Here is a 20484-nt window from a genome sequence, read left to right on the forward strand (position 1 = left end):
ACTCTCATGATCCAGACGCCTTACTACCTGATCGACAAGACCAAGCTGAAGCGCAACATGGAAAAGGTTGCCTATGTGCGCGAAAAGTCCGGCGCCAAGGCTCTGCTGGCGCTGAAATGCTTTGCCACGTGGTCGGTGTTTGATCTGATGAGCGAATATATGGACGGCACCACGTCGTCATCGCTCAATGAAGTGCGTCTTGGCCATGAAAGATTTGGCGGTGAAACCCATGCCTATAGCGTGGCCTATGCCGATAACGAGATCGATGAAGTCATTTCGCATGCTGACAAGATCATCTTCAATTCGATCGGTCAGCTGGAGCGCTTTGCCGACAAGGCAGTGCATATCAAGCGCGGCTTGCGTCTGAACCCAGGCGTTTCGTCTTCGACCTTCGATCTGGCTGACCCGGCGCGTCCGTTCAGCCGTCTTGGCGAATGGGATGTGGCAAAGGTCGAGAAGGTCATGGACCGCGTGACCGGCTTTATGATCCATAACAATTGCGAAAATTCCGATTTCGGTCTTTTCGACAAGATGCTGACCGATATTGAAGAAAAGTTTGGCTCACTTCTGCACCGCGTTGAATGGGTCAGCCTTGGTGGCGGCATCCACTTCACCGGCGACGATTATCCGGTCGATGCGTTCTGCGCACGCCTGAAGGCGTTTTCGGAAAAGTTTGGTGTGCAGGTTTATCTGGAGCCGGGTGAGGCTTCGATCACCAAAACCACGACGCTGGAAGTGACGGTTCTTGACACGCTTTATAACGGCAAGAACCTCGCCATCGTTGATAGCTCGATTGAAGCGCATATGCTCGATCTGCTCATCTATCGCGAAAAGGCGAAGATGGCGCCCAACAATGGCGAGCACAGCTATATGGTTTGCGGCAAATCCTGCCTTGCTGGCGATATTTTCGGCGAGTTCACTTTCGACAAGGAGCTCTCCATTGGGGACCGCCTCTCATTTGAAGATGCAGCCGGTTATACCATGGTCAAGAAGAACTGGTTTAATGGCGTGAAGATGCCAGCCATTGCCGTGCGTGAACTCGATGGCACGGTCAAATTAGTCCGCGAATTTGATTATGCGGATTTTGAAGGGTCGCTTTCTTAAAGATCCTTTTGCAGCCCTCAAACTGCAATGAATTCATGTGTTCCGGGTGAGAAGGCAATCGGGACGGTTAACAGATGGCGGGTAACCGCTGGAAGAGGAAGCATCGACAGAAAATGAAGAAGAACGTTCTCATTATCGGCGCCGGGGGCGTGGCACAGGTTGTTGCACATAAATGTGCGCAAAACTCTGACATATTGGGCGATATCCATATTGCGTCCCGCACGGTTGAGAAATGCCGCAAGATTATCGATAGCGTGCATGAAAAGAAGAGCCTCAAGACCGAGGTGAAACTGGAAGCGCATGCGCTGGACGCGCTGGATATTGAAGCCACCAAGGCTCTGATCCAGAAGACGGGCGTTCAGATCGTCATCAATGTCGGCTCGGCCTTCCTCAATATGTCGGTCCTTCGCGCCTGTATCGATACGGGCGTGGCTTACATGGACACCGCGATCCATGAAGATCCGAAGAAGATCTGCGAAACCCCGCCATGGTATGGCAACTACGAATGGAAGCATCTCAAGGAATGCGAAGAGAAGGGCATCACCGCCATTCTCGGCATTGGCTTTGATCCGGGCGTGGTCAATGCCTATGCACGTCTGGCTGCTGACGACCATCTCGATGAAGTCAAATCCATCGACATCGTTGACATCAATGCCGGTTCACATGGCCGCTGGTTCTCGACCAATTTCGACCCGGAAATCAATTTCCGCGAATTCACCGGTACGGTCTATTCCTGGCAGGGTGGTCAGTGGCAGTCGAACAAGATGTTCGAAGTTGGCCACACCTTTGACCTGCCTGTCGTCGGTCCGAGCAAGGCTTATATGACTGGTCATGATGAAGTGCATTCGCTGTCGAAAAACTATCCGAATGCGGATGTCCGTTTCTGGATGGGCTTTGGCGATCACTATATCAATGTCTTCACGGTGTTGAACAATCTGGGCCTCCTGTCCGAACAGCCGGTGAAAACTGCTGAAGGTCTGGAAGTTATCCCGCTCAAGGTGGTTAAGGCTGTTCTGCCTGATCCTTCGTCGCTGGCACCAGACTATACCGGCAAGACCTGCATTGGCGATTTCGTCAAGGGCACCAAGGACGGCAAGGAGAAGGAAGTCTTCATCTACAACGTTGCTGACCACAAGGACGCTTATAACGAAGTGGGTAGCCAGGGCATTTCCTACACGGCTGGCGTTCCGCCGGTTGCAGCTGCAATCCTGATTGCTTCGGGTGAGTGGGATGTGAAGAAGATGGTCAATGTGGAAGAGCTGAACCCAAAGCCTTTCCTCCACATCCTGAACCAGATCGGCCTGCCATCGCGCATCAAGGATGAAGACGGCGACCGCGCACTCGACTTCGCGTAAGCCTCATCTGAATGAGTAAAGAAAACCCCGCCCAATGCCATGCTTTGTGCGGGGTTTTTTATTGATGCCTCGCTCTGGCTTACTCTGGCATATTTGGCCAAGTATCCGAGAGACGATACCCACTCGGAAACGGATCGCTTGGATCGAGCATGAGCTGCGAAGTTCCCGTCACCCAAGCGCGACCTGAAATGATGGGGCTGATGGCCGGTTTGCCACCAAGCTCCAGAGCCTTGTCCAATCGACAATGAAATTCCGTTCCAAGTACGGACTTCCCGATAAATCTTTCACCGACTTTCATCTGGCCTTTTGCGTGAAGCACGGCCATGCGCGCCGAACAACCGGTGCCGGTCGGGGAACGGTCGAGCTTGGCCGGGCGAATGGCAACGGTGTTCACGCCCGTCAGTACGTCGCCGTCGCGCGTCACCGGCTCGGTGATCTGGCAGAAGGAAATGTGGTTCCAGTCTTTTTCAGGATGGCGGAAACCAAGCTGCTCATTGGCAGCTTTGGTAATCTTCACGCCAATTTCGGCAAGTTCCCGCGCCTGGCCCGGTTCGATCTTCATTCCGATAGAAGCTGCATCGACAATCACGAAGCTGTCGCCACCATAAGCCGTATCGACGGTGATCGTGCCAAGCCCTTCGACTTCCAGCGATGCATCCAGACGGTCAGCGAAAGATGGAACGTTGCGCACACTGATGCGCTCGGCCTTGCCGTTGCGGCATTCGGCTTCCACTTCGATGAGGCCGCCCGGCGCTTCCAGCACCATGCGCGTGACTGGTTCCTGCATGGGGATAATGCCGCTATCCAGAAGAACCGTGGAGACACAGATCGAATTGGAGCCAGACATGGGCGGGGTGTCAGCGGGTTCCATGATGATGAAACCCATCTGCGCGCGCGGGTCTTTTGGTGGCACCAGCAGATTGACATGGCGGAACACACCACCGCGCGGCTCGTTCAGCACGAAATTGCGCAAGGTCTCGTCGCTGGCGATGAAGCGCGACTGCTCCCACACAGTCTTGCCGGGAGGAGGGGCCACGCCACCGACAATGACATCACCGACTTCGCCTTCTGCGTGACAGCCGACAATATGGATGACTTTGGTGCTGCGCATGACGCCTCCTGCAATTAATGCAATCATTCCTATCGGTTAGGGCGTTAGCGTCAATCCTTTATCGGACGGGGAATTGCGCTTTCGCGTCAGAATGAGGATTCCATTCCCCTCAGTGTCAGGAGATGAAAAATCCATTCCGAGATGTGTTGCTTCTTTAAGCAAGTCTGATATCCATTGTGCTCTTATTTTGTGCAAATCGATGCGCAGCCCGCTTGGCTCCGGATCAGTTTCTGGAACATACACAACGTTCCCGTTAGAAATTGAGCAACCCGAAAAGTTGGGGTGTGATCGCTCTCTTGGCGATGGGCACCCTTAGCCGGCATGGGACGGTCGATGATCGTATTTCCGCGCCTCTTCTCAGATTGACATGGTCTCTGATGTTCCGGGGCGTGGCCTCATTCAAATGGAACATCCGGCGGATTGACGGCCCCGGATGCTTCGGGGAGCGGACTATGGACAGGACAATCGATGCGGGCTTTCGGGAGCCGCATGAATCCGGCACGCAACGCTGGAGCAGGGAGATGGCGGCAGCGTTGAAGCTTGGCTGGCCGCTGATCTTCACCAATCTTTCGCAGGCAGCGCTGACTGCAACCGACGTCATCTTTATCGGCCGTCTTGGAGCGGATACGCTCGCTTCGGCCCTGCTGGCGACCAGCTTCTATCATACGCTCATGATCTTCTCGATGGGGCTCGTTTCGGCCGTCATGCCGATGATCGCCATCGCGCTTGGCAAGAACCGTCATTCGGTTCGCGATGTGCGCCGCACGGTGCGACAGGGACTATGGACGGTCATAATGATCTCGATCCCGGTCTGGATCGTGCTCTGGCATTGCGAGGAGATTTTCCTGTTTCTCGGCCAGCGTCCGGATATTGCTGCCCGATCGACGGATTTCATGCACACGCTGCAATGGGCACTGCTGCCTTATCTCGGCTATATTGTTCTACGCTCGTTCTTTGCGGCGATGGAAAAACCGATGTGGACGCTGCTTATTGCGGCCCTTGCCATCGGCTTCAACGCGCTTGCCGGCTGGACGCTGATATTCGGTCACTTCGGTTTCCCGCGCATGGAACTGCACGGAGCCGGTATCGCCACAACAGCGTCAAGCACGATGATGTTCCTCGGGCTTGCATTCATCACGGTGCGTCACCACCGCTTCCGCCGCTATCACCTGTTTGGTCGCTTCTGGCGTCCCGACTGGGCGCGCCTGCGTGAACTGTGGCGCATTGGTATTCCAATGGCGCTGACATTCGTGTTCGAGACTTCGATCTTCTATGCTGCAGTGGTGATGATGGGCCGCATCGGGCCGACGGCCATGGCGGCTCATGCCGTCGCGATCCAGATTGCATCGCTCAGCTTCATGGTGCCACTCGGTTTCGGTCAGGTTGCAACAGTGCGCGTGGGCCGTGCCTATGGCCGCGGCGACCCTCAGGCTGTCGCCTATGCAGGCTGGAGCGCCTATGCGCTCGGCGTCGGTTTCATGGCCGTGATGGGGCTTCTCATGGTTCTCATCCCGCGCGTGTTCATTGGTGTTTTTCTCGATCTGCACGATCCGCAGAACCTGCCAGTGATGGAACTGGCTGTCACATTTCTTGCGCTGGCGGCTCTCTTCCAGATCGTTGACGGTGCACAGGCCGTTGCCGCGGGCATGTTGCGCGGATTGCGCGATACACGCATTCCGATGTTCCTGGCGCTATTCGGCTATTGGGGTGTGGGGTTGCCGTTGGGTGCCTTGCTTGCATTCCAGTTTGAACTGGGTGGGGTCGGTATCTGGCTCGGCCTTGCCGCCGGTCTCGGTATTGTCTCGGTATTGATGACGCTGCGATGGCGCAGGCATCTCGCGCATATCTCGGCGCATCCGGCCTGACAAAAGAAAAAGCCATACGCCCGTCGGGCGTATGGCTTTTCCATCAAAGTTTTGAAACTTACTTCGTCAATGCGGTGATGCGGTCAAGCGCTGCGCCGAAGCCCTTCAGCGAAACCTTGAAGGCGACCGGCTGGCTTGGGCTCAGGGCTGTCGTGGTGACGTTGATATTGGTGCCAGCCTTGAGAGCTGCAACCTGCTTTGCTTCGAAGCTGACCGGCGCGAGGCAACCCTGCGGCAGGCAGGTGGAGAAAGCGAGATTCGGTCCGGCAACTTCGTCGATCTTGAGAGCTGCGCCCTTGGCAAGATCAAGGCCAAATGGCATCAGCAGAACACCCTCGACCTTACCTTCCACATTGCGCAATTCCGCGGTCAGAACGCGCTGGCCGGTCTGCGTGCTGCTCTGGTCCTGACGCATCACACAGATGCTTGTTTCCTTCTGGCTCTGACAGGAAACGGTCCAGTCTTGGTAAGTCTCCTGAAGGGTGCTAGCTCCACCTGGAAGTGGAGCCGCAAAGGCCGAAGCGCCGGAAATGGTTGCAAGCGTGAATGCAAGACCGATTACGCGATAGCTTTTCATAAAAAGATTCTCTCTGAAATTAATGAGCCCCAGAACCGTATACTCGGACGCACTGTCCAAGAAAACATTATTGAACATAAAATATTCGTGTCTTCAACTATGAATTATTGTTTATATTTCAGTTATATAAGAAAAGAATAATATATTATTGGTTGTGCAGGCGTCTTTTTCTTGGGCAAGGTTTTGCTGATTGTCCCCTTTTCCTCATCAAGCCGGAACTCTAAAGTCGCCCTGGAAAAGTCGGCTCGTTGTGCCGGGAGGAGAAGTCGTGACGCTACGTTATCAGATCGTTGCACTGGCGATTGTGCCCCTTATCGTGGCTATTCTGACGGTCACGGCCTTCATTACCTGGCAATCGGCAAATCTTGTGCAGAGCAGTATCGCGACCTTCGAGAAGAATATGCTGAAGGCCAAGGAGACCGAGCTTCTCAATCTTACCAACCTGGCGCTTTCTTCCATCCAGCAGATTTACGACGATGCAGGCCCCGACGATACCGCTGCCATGGAAAAGGTGCGGAAGATTCTGACCTCGCTCGATTATGGTCGCGACGGCTACTTCTTTGTCTATGACTATGACGGCAACAATGTCGTCCATCCTCGCCAGACATTTCGGCCCGGCCATAACTGGCTCGATCTTGTTGATCCTGATGGAGATCGCGTCATTGCCAATCTGATTGACAAGGCGAAGGAAGGTGGAGGGCTGCATCAGTATAAATGGGAAAAGCCGTCAAGCGGCGAAATGGCGGACAAGCTCTCCTTTGCTGTCGGACTGAGCAAATGGAAATGGATGCTCGGAACTGGCGTCTATCTAGATGATGTCTATGTGCAGACTGCCGCCGCCAACGCCGATTTCCGGGCCAATATCCGAACGACATTCCTGATCGTCAGTCTGATCGCCGTGCCGGCGGTGATGCTCGTCTTCGCGACCTGTATGCTGCTCAATCTGCGCGAGCGACGTATGGCTGATAACAAGCTGAAGGAGCTGGCGCAGCGCATCATCGATACGCAGGAGGAGGAACGGGCACGTCTGGCGCGTGAACTGCATGACGGCATTTCCCAAAATCTCGTCGGCGTTCGCTATGCCATCGATTTAGCAAGCCGTCAGGTGCGCATGGACAGCGGAGGCGCGCCGCTTGCGATCGAGAAGGCATCGGATGCGCTCAATGGTGCAATCAAGGAGGTGCGGCGGCTTTCGCATGATCTGCGTCCGCGCATTCTGGACGATCTTGGCCTGACCGTTGCGCTCAAGGCCTTGTGCGAACATTTTTCGGAGCGGACCGGTATTGAAACACAGCTAGAAGCAAGCGGGCTGAACGAAACGCTGAAGCCGGAGGCAAGCACGGCGCTTTATCGCGTCGTGCAGGAAGCGCTCACCAATGTCGAGCGCCATTCTGGGGCAAGCCAGGTGAGTATCCGCCTCTGGGGTTCCGGCGGCAAGGTGACGATGACAGTCGCCGATGACGGTAATGGTTTTACCGCGCGTGATCTGAAAGATCAGCTTTCAGGGCTTGGCTTGCGAAATATGCAGGAGCGAATGGCGCATTTCGGCGGTGTGCTCTTGGTTGAAACCGGCGCAGATGGTACGCAGCTCACCGCGCGCTTGCCGAAATCGGCAACAGAGAGAAAGCGGGAACCGGAAGTCGCATGACGAATGAATGCAAGATTCGCGTATTGCTCGTGGATAATCATCCGCTGGTTCTGGATGGTTTGCGGGCTGTACTCGAAACCTATGACGATATCGATATTGCAGGCGCGGCTTCCAATGCGCGGGCTGCACTGGAGCTGGCGCTGACCGTTAATCCCGATGTGGTTTTGATGGATATCAACATGCCACTTCTCAACGGCATCGACGCTATCGAACTGTTCAAGAAACAATTGCCGGGCATTCGCATCCTCATGCTGTCCATGCACGACAGCCGCGAATATATCTCGACCTCCATCATGCGCGGAGCTTCAGGCTATGTGTTGAAGGATGTGTCCACCACTGAAATCGTCGCTGCCATTCATGCGGTCGCTTCGGGTGGAACTTATTTCTCTTCCGGTGTTTCGGAAGCGCTGCTCGACAGCGGCGACAGGAAATCGGAAGGGCTGTCGGTCCGCGAAAACGATGTTCTGGTGCTGGTGGCCGAAGGTGGAAGCAACCGCGAAATTGCAATCAGGCTCGGCATCTCGGAGGCGACGGTCGAAACTCATCGCAAGAATATCAAGAAGAAACTCGGAATAGCCAGCACTGCCGGGCTTACGCGCTACGTCATCGAGAACCGGTTGCGCCTGTCTTCGCAATAGCTGTCTTCGCAATAGCGGATATTCCGTTCGTCTCCCGATATTGCCTTACCCACTAATGGGTAGGTCTCCGTTTCTTAGAACTTTCGTCAACTTGCGGCATGGATTCGCCGGTCCTATCATTCGCTCCAAAACCGCTTGAGGAGGCGGAACAGGAGGGGAGGAGCGATGTCAGTCTTGCTGGCGTTGTCGCGTGCTATCGACGCGGCCAATAATTTCATCGGAAAATCCGTATCGTGGCTGATCCTGGTGGCAGTGCTCATCAGTGCTATCAATGCCGTCTCGCGCAAGCTGTTCAATGTCAGTTCGAATGCGTGGCTGGAAGCGCAATGGTATCTGTTCTCGGCGGTCTTTCTGATCGCCGCCGGATATACGCTTCTGCATAGCGAGCATGTGAAGGTTGATCTTCTCTATAGCCGCTACTCGCGGCGAACCCAGCTACTGGTCGAGGTTTTCGGCACGATCTTTTTCCTCCTGCCTTTCTGCCTCATCACGATTTACCTCTCCTGGCCCATCGTGGAAGCCAAGATCGCCAGCGGTGAAACCTCCAACAATACGGGTGGGCTGGTTCTCTGGCCGGTCTGGGTGTTGATCCCCATCGGTTTCGGGCTGCTCGCATTGCAAGGCATTTCCGAACTCATCAAGCGCATCGCCATCCTTCAAGGGCGCATACCGGACACGGTCGCCCTTGAAGATGCGGAAGCCCAGACGCTCTGAGGGGAATGGATATGATTGCTTTTATTGCGGAAAATCTCGCCCCGTTGATGTTTCTGTCACTGGTGGTCGTGCTGTTGCTCGGCTACCCGGTGGCTTTCGCACTGGCCTTTGTCGGTTTTGCCTTCGGCTTCGTCGGCATCGAAATGGGGCTTCTGCCTGTCAACCTGTTCGGCGCGATACCGGATCGCATCTTCGGGCAGATGTCGAATGAAACGCTGCTCGCTATTCCGTTCTTCACCTTCATGGGGCTGATACTGGAGCGAAGCGGCATGGCGGAAGAACTGCTCGATACGATCGGGCAGCTTTTCGGTCCCGTGCGTGGCGGGCTGGCTTTTGCGGTGATCATCGTCGGCGCGCTTCTTGCGGCCACGACCGGCGTTGTCGCCGCTTCGGTGATTTCGATGGGACTGATTTCGCTCCCGATCATGCTGCGCTACGGCTATGATCGCAAGGTGGCGAGCGGCACAATCGCCGCATCCGGTACGCTGGCACAGATCATTCCACCAAGCCTTGTCCTGATCGTGCTTGCCGATCAGCTGGGCCGTTCGGTTGGCGATATGTACAAGGGCGCGCTGGTTCCCGGTCTCCTGCTGGTCGGTTTCTACTGCGCCTTTATCATCGGCATGTCGATTTTCCGGCCTGATACGGTCCCGGCTCTGCCGCCGCATGCCCGTACATTGAAGGGCTGGAAACTGGCGCAGAAAGTGGTGATTTCGCTGGTGCCGCCGCTTGTGCTGATCTTCCTTGTTCTCGGAACGATCTTCATCGGCGTTGCAACGCCTACGGAAGGTGGCGCGATGGGAGCGGTCGGCGCTCTGCTTCTCGCTATCATCAATCGCCGCCTCAACATGACGATGCTGACGTCAGCGCTTTACGCCACGGCAAAACTGTCGTCCTTCGTCATTTTCATTCTGCTGGGCGCGCGCGTGTTTTCGCTCACCTTCTATGGCGTCAACGGTCACATCTGGGTCGAACACCTGATGACGTCCATCCCCGGCGGTGAAGTCGGCTTCCTGATTGTCGCCAATCTTCTGGTGTTCTTTCTGGCCTTCTTCCTCGATTATTTCGAGCTGGCCTTCATCATCATCCCGCTTCTGGCGCCGGTGGCCGACAGCCTTGGCATTGATCTGGTGTGGTTCGGCGTCATGCTGGCGGTCAATATGCAGACATCGTTCATGCATCCGCCTTTCGGCTTCTCGCTCTTCTATCTGCGTTCGGTCGCTCCATCCCGACCCTATAAGGACAAGGTCACAGGCGCGACTATCCAGCCGGTGACGTCGGGGCAAATCTACATGGGATCGATCCCGTTCCTTTTGATCCAGCTTGTCATGGTCGGCATCATCATCAGCTTCCCGGGCATCGTCACCCACTACAAGAGCGGCCATCCGCAGGCCGATCCGGCATCGATCCAGATCAATGTGCCAATGCCAGATGCTGGCGGCGGCAATCCGTTCGGCGCAGCACCCGCACCTTTCGGAGCGCCTTCGCCGTCAACTGAGCCTCTGCCCGCGCCGTCTTTCGGTTCTCCGCAGCCGAGCTTCGGACAGGACAAAGACCTACAGCAAAAACCTGCGCAATGAGGGGAAAACGAGCATTGCGTAGATTCTGATAAACCAGAACAATCTTAGGAGGAGACACATGAAACAGGATTTGAGCCGCCGCACATTTCTGACGAAGGGTGCCGCAATTGGCGCTGCCGCTGCCACAAGCGGTGCGGCACTCGCAACACCGGCAATCGCGCAGGAGTTGCCGACGCTGCGCTGGCGTCTGACTTCGGGCTTCCCGAACAATCTGGATACGATCTATGGCGGTGCGGTCTATATGGCCAATGCCGTTTCAAAGATGACAGAAGGCAAGTTCCAGATTCAGGTATTCCAGGCCGGTGAAATCGTGCCTGGCCCGCAGGCCATCGATGCGGTTCAGGCCAACACGGTCGAAATGGCGCATACGTGCGGCTATTATTTCACCGGCAAGAACCCGGCCTTCGCCATTGGGACGGCTATTCCCTTCGGCATGAACACACGCCTGCAGAATGCCTGGCTCTATCATGGCGGTGGCAACGAGCTTTATAATGCGTTCCTTGCCGATTATGGCATTGTCGGTATCGTCGGCGGCAACACGGCGGCCCAGATGGGCGGCTGGTATCGCAAGGAAATCAAAAGCCTTGCGGATCTGAAGGGCCTGAAGATGCGTATCGCGGGCGTAGCTGGCGAGGTCATGTCGCGGCTCGGCGTCGTTCCGCAACAGCTTCCGGGCGGCGACATCTATCCGTCGCTGGAGCGCGGCACGATCGATGCGGCCGAATGGGTCGGTCCTTATGATGACGAGAAGCTCGGCTTCTACCAGATCGCGCCATATTATTATTACCCGGCCTTCTGGGAAGGTGGCGCTTCGGTACACTTCTTCATCAACAAGCAGCAATATGAAAGCCTGCCGGAGCCATACAAGGTTGCGCTGAATACGGCTGCCGAAGCTGCGACCCAGAACATGATCTCGCTTTATGACGTGAAAAACACCGCTGCGATTCGTTCGCTGGTGTCGAAGGGCGTGAAGCTTCAACCGCTTCCGCGAGACGTTCTGGATGCCGCCTACAAGGTCGCGTTCGAACTCTACGCCGAATACAACAAGAAAAATCCGGCATGGGCGAAAATCTACCCGAGCTGGAAAAAATTCCGTGACGAGGGCTTCGAATGGTTCCGCGTCGCTGAATATACCTATGACAGCTACGTCTATGCGCAGCAGGCTGCAGGCAGGTAGCCATCGACTGACATAGTCGCGAAACGCTTGTGAAACGGGGCCTTCGGGCCCCGTTTTCGTTTATTGTAATTAAGGCGATATGGGTTTTGTAGTTAGAAATTGCTAGTTTTAATATACTTGAAATTTTATTCGATTTATATTTTATGAGTTATTTATTGTTATAAAGTAAAGCTGTTTATAATTAGTGTCATAATGGACACATATTCCTTTTCGAATTGATATAGTTCTTAAAATTGGAATTGATGTATTTGTGGAATTCATTCTATCAGGCCTCGTCTGAAAAATTTCTGGAGGCAATGAAATGAAGATCAAGAGCTTGTTGTTCGGTTCGGCTGCAGCACTGGTTGCAACCACTGGAGCATATGCTGCGGATACCGTTGTGGCACCGGAGCCTGAATCTGTTGAGTATGTTCGCGTTTGCGACGCCTATGGTGCGGGATATTTCTATATTCCGGGCACCGAAACCTGTCTTCGCGTATCCGGCTATGTCCGTTACGACGCTGCTGGCGGTGACAATGTCTACGGTCGCGGTTTCGTTGATCGTGACGGTAGCGTCGATACGCGCCGCAATTCCTGGGATAACAAGGCTCGCTTCACACTGCGCCTCTCCACGGCGTCGGAAACCGATCTTGGCACTCTGAAGACCTTTGCCGAAACCCGTTATGATTGGGGCAATGGTGTTGAAGGTGCCTCCGGTTCGCTGCGTTTTGCCTATATCCAGCTTGGCGGTCTCCGCGTCGGTCTCGATGAATCGGCCTTCGTGACCTTCCCGGGCTATCTCGGCGATGTCATCAACGATGACGTGATTCTCGCTGGCGGCTATCGCACCGGCTTGATCAGCTACACCTTCACCGGTGGCAACGGCTTCTCCGCCATTCTGTCGCTAGAACAGGGCAACAATGACGATACGGATAGCGCATACGGCTATGATGGCGTCATCAAGGACTACACGCCGCACGTTGTCGGTGGCCTGAAGTATGAAGGCGGCTGGGGCAAGATCGCAGGCGTCGCTGCTTATGATGCCCGCAACGAAGAGTGGGCCGGTAAGGTTCGCGCTGACGTGAACATTACGGACCGCTTCTCGGTCTGGGCGATGGGTGGTTACAAGTCCAATAAGGACCAGTACATCATGCAGACCGATGGCAATGGCCATGATATCGGTCAGGTTCGTGCGATCAGCAGCTTCTACGGCACCTGGGGCGGCGATTGGGCTGTCTGGGGCGGCGCAGCATTCAAGGCTACCGACAAGGCAGTCTTCAATGCGCAGCTTGCTTATGACGGCACGAACACTTTCGCAGCTACTGCCAACGTAGCTTATGAAATGGTTCCGGGCTTCACGGTCACGCCGGAAGTTTCCTACACCAAATGGAGCGACAGCAAGTCCTATCTCAACGGCAAGGATGCCGTTCAGGGTATGATCCGCTTCCAGCGCTCGTTCTAATGCTTAACCGGGAGGCCGACATCGGCCTCCCGGTCTGCATTCAAAAGTATATTGAACCGTTCATCTTAGTGTAACGGTCATGAGCTCAATAAAATTTCTAATACTTTGATATTTAATTGAAGAAATATTCTTGAATTTTCGAATGAAATAAAAAGTAACCAAGTGCTGATATAACAAAAATGTAATTTGCATTCTGGTGTGCTTGTACTATTTTAAAAGAACCATTCGATAGCGTAGAAGGACTGCGCTGTTTACAAATCTGATCTCCAGTCGGAAGAGTGGTACGGCGAGCTTCGGCTCGCCGTTTTTGTTTCCGTCCTATCGTTCTGCACATATGAAAAAGGCCGGATTGATCCGGCCTTTTCGTTGCGTGAATGCATCGCGGAATATGAACTGCTCTCCTTTATCGGGAAAACTTCATATGCCGGTTGACGTCCTTGTAGAGCAGATAGCGGAACTTGCCGGGGCCGCCTGCGTAACAGGCCTGCGGGCAGAAGGCGCGCAGCCACATGAAGTCGCCGGCTTCCACTTCCACCCAGTCCTGATTGAGCCGGTAGACGGCCTTGCCTTCCAACACATAGAGGCCGTGTTCCATGACGTGGGTCTCGGCAAAAGGAATGACGCCGCCGGGCTCCAGGGTCACGATGGTGACGTGCATGTCGTGGCGCAGGTCATTCGGATCGACGAAGCGGGTCGTCGCCCAGGCGCCGTTGGTGTCCGGCATCGGATTGGGCGCGATATCCTTTTCGTTGAGGAATAGCGGTTCGGGAACATCGAGGCCGTCGACATATTCATAAGCCTTGCGCACCCAATGGAAGCGGGCCGTCGCCGCGCCGTTGTTGCGAAGTGTCCAGCCGCTTTTCGGCGGCAGATAAGCGTAGCCGCCTTCGGTCAGCGTGTGCGTTTTACCAGCTACGGTGACGGCGATTTCGCCCTCGACTACGAACAGCACGCCTTCCGCGCTTTCATCCAGTTCGGCACGGTCGCTGCCGCCGCCCGGCTGCACTTCCATGATGTATTGCGAGAAGGTCTCGGCGAAGCCGGAGAGTGGGCGGGCAATCACCCAAAGCCGTGTCTTGTCCCAGAAGGGCAGGAAGCTCGTCACGATATCGCTGAACGTGCCCTTGGGGATCACCGCATAGGCTTCGGTGAACATGGCGCGATCGGTGAGGAGCTGGGTCTGCGGCGGCAATCCGCCAGTCGGTGCATAATAGCTGCGATTGTTCTTGTCGTTGCCCATGTGGGGAATTCCTTATGTGAGAAGCTGGCACTCACGGCGAGTTCTGGAAAACCTGTCGTGAGATCATGGAATGAATGCGCCCGGAAGTCGACCTTCCGGGCTGCAAGGATCAGTAGAGCGCTTCCGGCAGAATATCCTTGAGGCGCAGGAGGGCGATGCGCTCCACCTGAGCGCAAGCCGTTTCAAATTCCGTATCGCGGTCATTGGAAACGCGGCGCTGGAAAGCGTCGAGGATTTCCTTTTTGTTGCGTCCCTTCACGGCGATGATGAACGGAAAGCCGAACTTCGCCGTATAGGCGTCGTTCAATTCGGTGAATGTCTGCTTTTCCGCATCAGTCAGCGCATCGAGACCCGCACCGGCCTGTTCGGCGGTCGATTCCGCTGTCAGCCGTTTGGCCTGTGCGAGCTTGCCAGCAAGATCCGGGTGCGCCTTCAACACGGCAAGCCGCTCATCTGCCGAGGCGGCGCGGAATGCCTTCGTCATCGCGGTCGCGAGACCGGATGCGGTATCTTCCTCCAGGCTGAAACCCGCATCATATGCACGTTCGGCAATCCATGGCGAATGCTCGAAAATGCTGCCATAACGTGCGACGAACGCATCCCTGCTGGCTTTCGAAGGCACGACGTCGGCGGTAACGGGCTTGTAGTTTTCGTGCCAGTGGCGGGCAATGTCGACGCGCTTGGCGACCCATACCTTGTCATGGCTTTGCACATAGTCGAGGAACCGTTCGAGCGCGGCCACACGGCCGGGACGACCGACAAGGCGGCAATGCAGGCCAATGGACATCATCTTCGGTGCGCCTTCCGCGCCTTCGCGATAGAGCACGTCGAACGTGTCCTTCAGATAGGTGTAGAACTGATCGCCGGAATTGAAACCCTGCGGCGTCGCAAAACGCATATCATTGGCGTCGAGTGTGTAGGGCACGATCAGGTGCGGTCCTTTCGGACCCTCAACCCAATAAGGCAACTCGTCGGCATAGGAGTCGGCGGAATAGAGAAAGCCACCTTCTTCCATCACCAGTTTCAGCGTGTTGTCGGAAGGCTTGCCCTGATAGATGCCGAGCGGTCGCGAGCCGGTAAGTTCCGTATGAAGGCGTACCGCATCGCGGATATGCTCGCGTTCGATCTCTTCGGGAACGTCCTTATATTCCCACCAGCGCAATCCGTGGCTGGCGATTTCCCAGTCAGCCTCTTTCATGGCGGCAACGGCTTCGGGATTGCGCGCCATGGCGAGTGTCACGCCATAGACGGTGACTGGCATGTTGCGGCGGGTGAAGGCGCGCCACAAGCGCCAGAAGCCGGATCGCGCGCCATATTCGTAGATGGATTCCATATTCAGGTTGCGCTGGCCCTGCCAGGGCTGCGCGCCGACAATCTCGGACAGAAGGCATTCGGAGGCCGCGTCACCGTCGAGAATGCTGCATTCGCCGCCTTCCTCATAGTTGACGACGAATTGAACTGCGATATTGGCCCCTCCCGGCCAGCGCGGATCTGGCGTGTTGCGTCCATAGCCGACGAGATTGCGCGGATATTTCATTGCGGGTCTTCCCTCGTTTTCGTTCGTTTTATCCATGATAATAAAGATTTATCGCTATTATTCCCCTCCAAAAATTTGAAAGACATCCAACGATAACCATCTTTCAGAATGAGGAGGATCGCGAAATACTAAATGCTGGGAACATGGTGTGGTTTGCGGCCCCCACAGCCGATGGCGACGTTGGGCTCAAATAAACCACCGGAAATCAAAAGCTTGTAACATTTTCCAATCTATTTGATGAGAGAATCAGCAAGCTGCAGGAGTGTAAATGGGTCAGGAAAACAGCGGTAATGGCCGGTTGACGACGCATGTCCTCGACACGGTAAGCGGCAAGCCGGCGGCAAATCTGCGCATCGAATTGCGTCGCGTCGAGAATCAGCAGGCCGAACCAATCCGGGAAATTCGCACCAACGACGATGGCCGCTGCAGCGAGCCGCTTCTGTCGGGCGAGAATTTGCGGGCCGGTTCCTACGAGCTTCTGTTCCATGTCGGCGAATATTTCGGCAAGACAGATGATGTCGTACCGTTCCTCGATGTCGTCCCTCTGCGCTTTGGCATTTCCGATGAAAAAGCGCATTATCATGTACCGCTTCTCGTTTCGCCGTTTTCCTATTCCACCTATCGCGGGAGCTAAGCGCCATGAACCAGTCTGTGCACCAGTCTGTGCGACACACGATCCGCTTTCTTCTGAACGGTGAAAAGGTTGAACTCGACCGCGTTTCCCCGACCGAAACGTTGCTCGACTATCTGCGGCTGTCCGCCAAGCTGCGTGGCACCAAGGAAGGTTGCGGCGAAGGCGATTGCGGTGCGTGCACGGTGCTGGTCGGCAAGATTTCCGACGGCAAGCTCGTTTACGAGAGCGTCAATGCCTGCATCCGCTTCATGGGTTCGCTGGATGGCTGCCATGTCGTGACGATCGAGCATCTGCGCGGCGGTGATGGCGATCTGCATCCGGTGCAGAAGGCAATGATCGAGTTTCATGGCTCGCAATGCGGCTTCTGCACGCCGGGCTTCGTCATGTCACTCTACGCTCTGTGGATGCGCGAACCGAAGCCCGCCGATGCACAGATCGAAAAGGCATTACAAGGTAATCTTTGCCGCTGCACGGGCTATGAGGCGATCATGCGCGCTGCCCGCATCATTTCCGACTACGGTACGGTCATGGAAGACCCGCTTGCTGCTGAGCGCGCCCATGTTCTTGAACAGCTGACGGCCATGCGCGATGGCGTTCGGGTGGAAGTGGGTGAAGGCAAGGACCGGTTGATTGTGCCCGGTGATCTCGATGATTTCGCCACCATCCTGGCGGCAGAGCCGAAGGCGACCATCGTTGCCGGCTCTACCGATGTGGGCTTGTGGGTCACCAAGATGATGCGTGACATTTCCCCGGTCGTCTTCATCGGTCATCTGGAGGAACTGCGCTCCGTCCGTGAGGAAAATGGTGTCGTTACCATCGGCGCAGGTGTCACCTACACGGAAGCATTCGGATTTCTTGCCAAGCGCATTCCGCAGCTCGGCCAGCTCATCAACCGCATTGGCGGTGAGCAGGTGCGCAATATGGGAACCATCGGCGGCAATATCGCCAATGGTTCGCCGATTGGTGACACGCCGCCGCCGCTGATCGCGCTCAATGCAAAACTGACGCTGCGCAAAGGGGCGGAACGCCGCACTATACCGCTGGAAGAGTTCTTCATCGCTTATGGCAAGCAGGATCGCCAGCCCGGCGAGTTTGTCGAAGCCGTGCATGTACCGGTTCCGGCAGAAGGCAGCCATTTTGCCATTTACAAAGTGTCGAAGCGTTACGAGGAAGACATTACGGCGACGCTCGGCGCTTTCCATCTGACGCTCGACGCGGCAGGCAATGTGGAAACGATCCGCATCGCTTATGGCGGTATGGCCGCAACGCCGAAGCGCGCCAGCATGGTGGAAGCCGCACTGACGGCCAAGCCCTGGACCGAGGCGACAGTTGAAGCGGCATTGGAAGCCTATGCACAGGACTATACGCCCTTGAGCGATATGCGCGCGACAGCGGATTACCGGCTGCTCGCGGCGCGCAATCTGTTGCGGCGTTTCTTCGCCGAAACGGAAGGCAGTTACGTGCCGCTGCGTGCGGCTGAAATCGCGGCGGCGTGAGGAGGCAATCATGAACAAGCATCCTGCAAATGCATTGAAAGCTGCCCGCATTGTGGGTGGCGTCGCGACCGACCAGAAACACGATTCCGCGCACAAGCATGTGACGGGAACGGCTGTCTATATCGATGATATACCGGAGCCCGAAGGCACGTTGCATATCGGGGTCGGCTATTCGTCCGTTGCACATGGTTCATTCAAGTCGATTGATTTGTCGGCAGTGCGCGCCGCTCCCGGCGTAATCGACGTGTTGACCTACAAGGACGTGCCCGGCGAAAACGATGTTTCGCCATCGGGCATGCATGACGACCCGATCTTTGCAGTCGACAAGGTTGAGTTTCACGGCCAGCCGATCTTTGCGGTTATCGCGAAAAGTCGCGATCAGGCGCGCCGCGCCGCGCGTTTGGCAAAGATCGAATATGAAGAAACGACAGGTATCTATTCCATCGATGCGCTGGACGGTCTGAAGGACCGGCTTGTCACCACGCCGCTGACGCTGAAGCGCGGTGATGCACGTGCGGCCATCGATACCGCGCCGCACCGTATCAAGAACCGCATGTATCTTGGTGGGCAGGATCATTTCTATCTTGAGGGTCAGGTTTCGCTGGCTATCCCCGGCGAGGATGAGGACGTCACCGTCTATTGCTCCACGCAGGGGCCGAGCGAAACCCAGCATCTGGTTGCGCATGCGCTGGGCGTGCCGAGCCATTCCGTGACGGTGGAAGTGCGCCGCATGGGCGGTGGCTTCGGCGGCAAGGAAACGCAGGCCAACCAGTGGGCGGCCATTGCAGCCATTGCTGCCAAGAAGCACAAGCGCGCCATGAAGATCAGGCTCGACCGCGACGAGGACATGACCTCGACCGGCAAACGCCATGGCTTCGTCATCGACTATGAAGTCGGCTTCGACGATGACGGCAATATTCTGGGCATCGACTATCTGTTTGCCCTCAATGCCGGGTTCTCGGCAGACCTTTCCGGACCTGTCGGCGACCGCGCACTGTTTCACTGCGACAATGCCTATTTCTTCCCCGCAGTTCATGCGCAGTCGGCACCGCTTTACACGAACACCGTGTCGAATACGGCGTTTCGCGGCTTCGGTGGCCCGCAGGGCATGGTTGGTGCAGAACGCGTGATCGATGAGGTGGCTTTCGCTGTCGGCAAGGACCCGCTCGAAATCCGCAAGCGCAATTTCTACGATGAAATGGGTAAGGACGGCACACGCAACGTCACCCCCTATCACCAGAAGGTCGAAGATTGCATTATCCAGCGCATCGTTTCGGAACTTGAGGAAAGTTCAGATTACGCGAAGCGCCGCGAAGCGATCCGCGAGTTCAACGCGAAAAGCCGTTATGTCAAACGCGGCATGGCGCTGACGCCGGTGAAATTCGGCATCTCCTTCACCAAGACGGAGTCCAATCAGGCTGGCGCTCTGGTGCATGTATACAATGACGGCTCGGTGCATATGAACCATGGCGGCACGGAAATGGGGCAGGGGCTCCATTTGAAAGTGGCGCAAGTCGTGGCCGAGGAATTCCAGATCGACATCGACCGGGTGAAGATCACCGCGACGACCACCGCCAAGGTGCCGAACACGGCGCCGACGGCGGCTTCTTCCGGTGCCGATCTCAACGGCATGGCTGCACAGGACGCAGCCCGCCAGATCAAGAAACGTCTCATCCATTTTGCGGCACAGCAATATCAGGTGCCGGAAGATCAGGTTGTCTTCCTTCCCAACCGGGTTCGCGTCGGCAATCAGGAAATCAGCTTCAACGATCTCGTAAAGCAAGCCTTTATCGGTCGTGTGCAGCTGTCGGCGGCAGGTCACTACAAGACGCCGAAAATCCACTGGGACCGTGCCAAGGGCCGGGGCCACGCCTTCTATTACTATGCTTACGGAGCAGCCTGTTCCGAAGTTTCCGTCGACACTCTGACTGGTGAATATGTGGTGGAGCGCACCGATATTCTGCATGATACCGGGCGTTCCCTGAACCGCGCCATCGATATCGGTCAGGTTGAAGGCGGCTTCGTGCAGGGCATGGGCTGGCTGACGACAGAGGAGCTTGTGTGGGACGACAAGGGGCGGCTTCGCACCCATGCGCCATCCACCTACAAGATCCCGCTGGCTTCCGACCGGCCCAAGATCTTCAATGTCGCGCTGACCGACTGGTCCGAGGCTTATGAGCCGACGATCCATCGTTCCAAGGCTGTCGGCGAACCGCCACTGCCGCTTGGGTTGTCGGTGCTGCATGCTCTGGCCGACGCGATTGCCACCGTGGCGGATCACAAGGTCTGCCCACGTCTCGATGCGCCAGCAACGCCGGAACGTGTGCTGATGGCCATCGAACGGCTCCGCAAGCAAAAGGGCTAGAG

General features: G+C 56.0%; 16 protein-coding genes. 12 read left to right on the plus strand and 4 right to left on the minus strand.

Going from position 1 to position 20484, the window contains the following annotated elements:
* The first annotated feature begins 6 nt into the window (after positions 1-6).
* Positions 7-1104: a carboxynorspermidine decarboxylase gene (gene nspC, locus OHI65_RS11470; RefSeq protein WP_151688939.1), complete on the plus strand. Its 1098-nt coding sequence runs from the start codon at positions 7-9 to the stop codon at positions 1102-1104.
* Between the two features lie 113 nt (positions 1105-1217).
* A complete protein-coding gene (locus OHI65_RS11475) occupies positions 1218-2459 on the plus strand; it encodes a saccharopine dehydrogenase family protein (protein WP_264358877.1) in 1242 nt (413 codons plus the stop codon).
* 79 nt (positions 2460-2538) lie between these two features.
* On the opposite strand, the gene OHI65_RS11480 is transcribed toward OHI65_RS11475, so the two are convergent.
* The gene (locus tag OHI65_RS11480; protein ID WP_264358878.1) at positions 2539-3570 is read right to left on the minus strand and encodes a trans-3-hydroxy-L-proline dehydratase; all 1032 of its coding nucleotides are present in this window, start codon (positions 3568-3570) and stop codon (positions 2539-2541) included.
* Between the two features lie 452 nt (positions 3571-4022).
* Between OHI65_RS11480 and OHI65_RS11485 the strand changes: the two genes are divergently transcribed.
* Entirely contained in the window at positions 4023-5435 is a 1413-nt protein-coding gene (locus tag OHI65_RS11485) for an MATE family efflux transporter (protein ID WP_012090732.1), read from the plus strand.
* Between the two features lie 58 nt (positions 5436-5493).
* Here OHI65_RS11485 and OHI65_RS11490 read toward each other — a convergent pair whose 3' ends face one another.
* Complete coding sequence (locus OHI65_RS11490; RefSeq protein WP_010658264.1) at positions 5494-6012, minus strand: invasion associated locus B family protein; 519 nt, start codon at positions 6010-6012, stop codon at positions 5494-5496.
* 268 nt (positions 6013-6280) lie between these two features.
* Here OHI65_RS11490 and OHI65_RS11495 point away from each other — a divergent pair, with 268 nt between their 5' ends.
* From OHI65_RS11495 to OHI65_RS11520, 6 genes are all read left to right on the plus strand, one after another.
* Positions 6281-7660 (plus strand): cache domain-containing protein, encoded by a 1380-nt coding sequence (locus OHI65_RS11495; RefSeq protein WP_010658265.1) that lies wholly within the window; start codon positions 6281-6283, stop codon positions 7658-7660.
* Positions 7657-8298, plus strand: coding sequence for a response regulator (locus OHI65_RS11500; RefSeq protein WP_010658266.1), 642 nt, complete (start codon positions 7657-7659; stop codon positions 8296-8298). Before OHI65_RS11495 ends, OHI65_RS11500 begins: the two co-directional genes overlap by 4 nt.
* A gap of 165 nt (positions 8299-8463) precedes the next feature.
* A complete protein-coding gene (locus OHI65_RS11505) occupies positions 8464-9012 on the plus strand; it encodes a TRAP transporter small permease subunit (RefSeq protein ID WP_264358879.1) in 549 nt (182 codons plus the stop codon).
* Positions 9013-9023: 11 nt separating this feature from the next.
* Positions 9024-10592, plus strand: a complete 1569-nt coding sequence (locus tag OHI65_RS11510) for a TRAP transporter large permease (protein WP_012090735.1) — start codon at positions 9024-9026, stop codon at positions 10590-10592.
* Positions 10593-10650: 58 nt separating this feature from the next.
* Positions 10651-11769 carry a TRAP transporter substrate-binding protein gene (locus OHI65_RS11515; RefSeq protein WP_264358880.1) on the plus strand — a complete coding sequence of 373 codons (1119 nt, stop codon included), beginning with the start codon at positions 10651-10653 and terminating at the stop codon, positions 11767-11769.
* Between the two features lie 301 nt (positions 11770-12070).
* A complete protein-coding gene (locus OHI65_RS11520) occupies positions 12071-13210 on the plus strand; it encodes a porin (RefSeq protein WP_010658270.1) in 1140 nt (379 codons plus the stop codon).
* Between the two features lie 403 nt (positions 13211-13613).
* Here OHI65_RS11520 and OHI65_RS11525 read toward each other — a convergent pair whose 3' ends face one another.
* Both OHI65_RS11525 and puuE read right to left on the minus strand, forming a co-directional pair.
* Positions 13614-14450, minus strand: coding sequence for a bifunctional allantoicase/(S)-ureidoglycine aminohydrolase (locus tag OHI65_RS11525; RefSeq protein ID WP_151688945.1), 837 nt, complete (start codon positions 14448-14450; stop codon positions 13614-13616).
* A 109-nt stretch (positions 14451-14559) separates the two neighbouring features.
* The gene (gene puuE / locus OHI65_RS11530) at positions 14560-15987 is read right to left on the minus strand and encodes an allantoinase PuuE (protein WP_151688946.1); all 1428 of its coding nucleotides are present in this window, start codon (positions 15985-15987) and stop codon (positions 14560-14562) included.
* 268 nt (positions 15988-16255) lie between these two features.
* Here puuE and uraH point away from each other — a divergent pair, with 268 nt between their 5' ends.
* Genes uraH through xdhB form a run of 3 tightly spaced genes read left to right on the plus strand, consistent with a single transcriptional unit; the run spans position 16256 to position 20482 of the window.
* Positions 16256-16621 (plus strand): hydroxyisourate hydrolase, encoded by a 366-nt coding sequence (uraH, locus tag OHI65_RS11535; protein ID WP_094514808.1) that lies wholly within the window; start codon positions 16256-16258, stop codon positions 16619-16621.
* Between the two features lie 17 nt (positions 16622-16638).
* Complete coding sequence (xdhA, locus tag OHI65_RS11540; RefSeq protein ID WP_264359156.1) at positions 16639-18117, plus strand: xanthine dehydrogenase small subunit; 1479 nt, start codon at positions 16639-16641, stop codon at positions 18115-18117.
* 10 nt (positions 18118-18127) lie between these two features.
* Complete coding sequence (xdhB, locus tag OHI65_RS11545) at positions 18128-20482, plus strand: xanthine dehydrogenase molybdopterin binding subunit (protein WP_010658275.1); 2355 nt, start codon at positions 18128-18130, stop codon at positions 20480-20482.
* Positions 20483-20484 lie beyond the last annotated feature (2 nt).

Source organism: Brucella sp. MAB-22, assembly GCF_025908475.1.
In the GTDB taxonomy this organism is placed as follows: Bacteria; Pseudomonadota; Alphaproteobacteria; order Rhizobiales; family Rhizobiaceae; genus Brucella; species Brucella anthropi.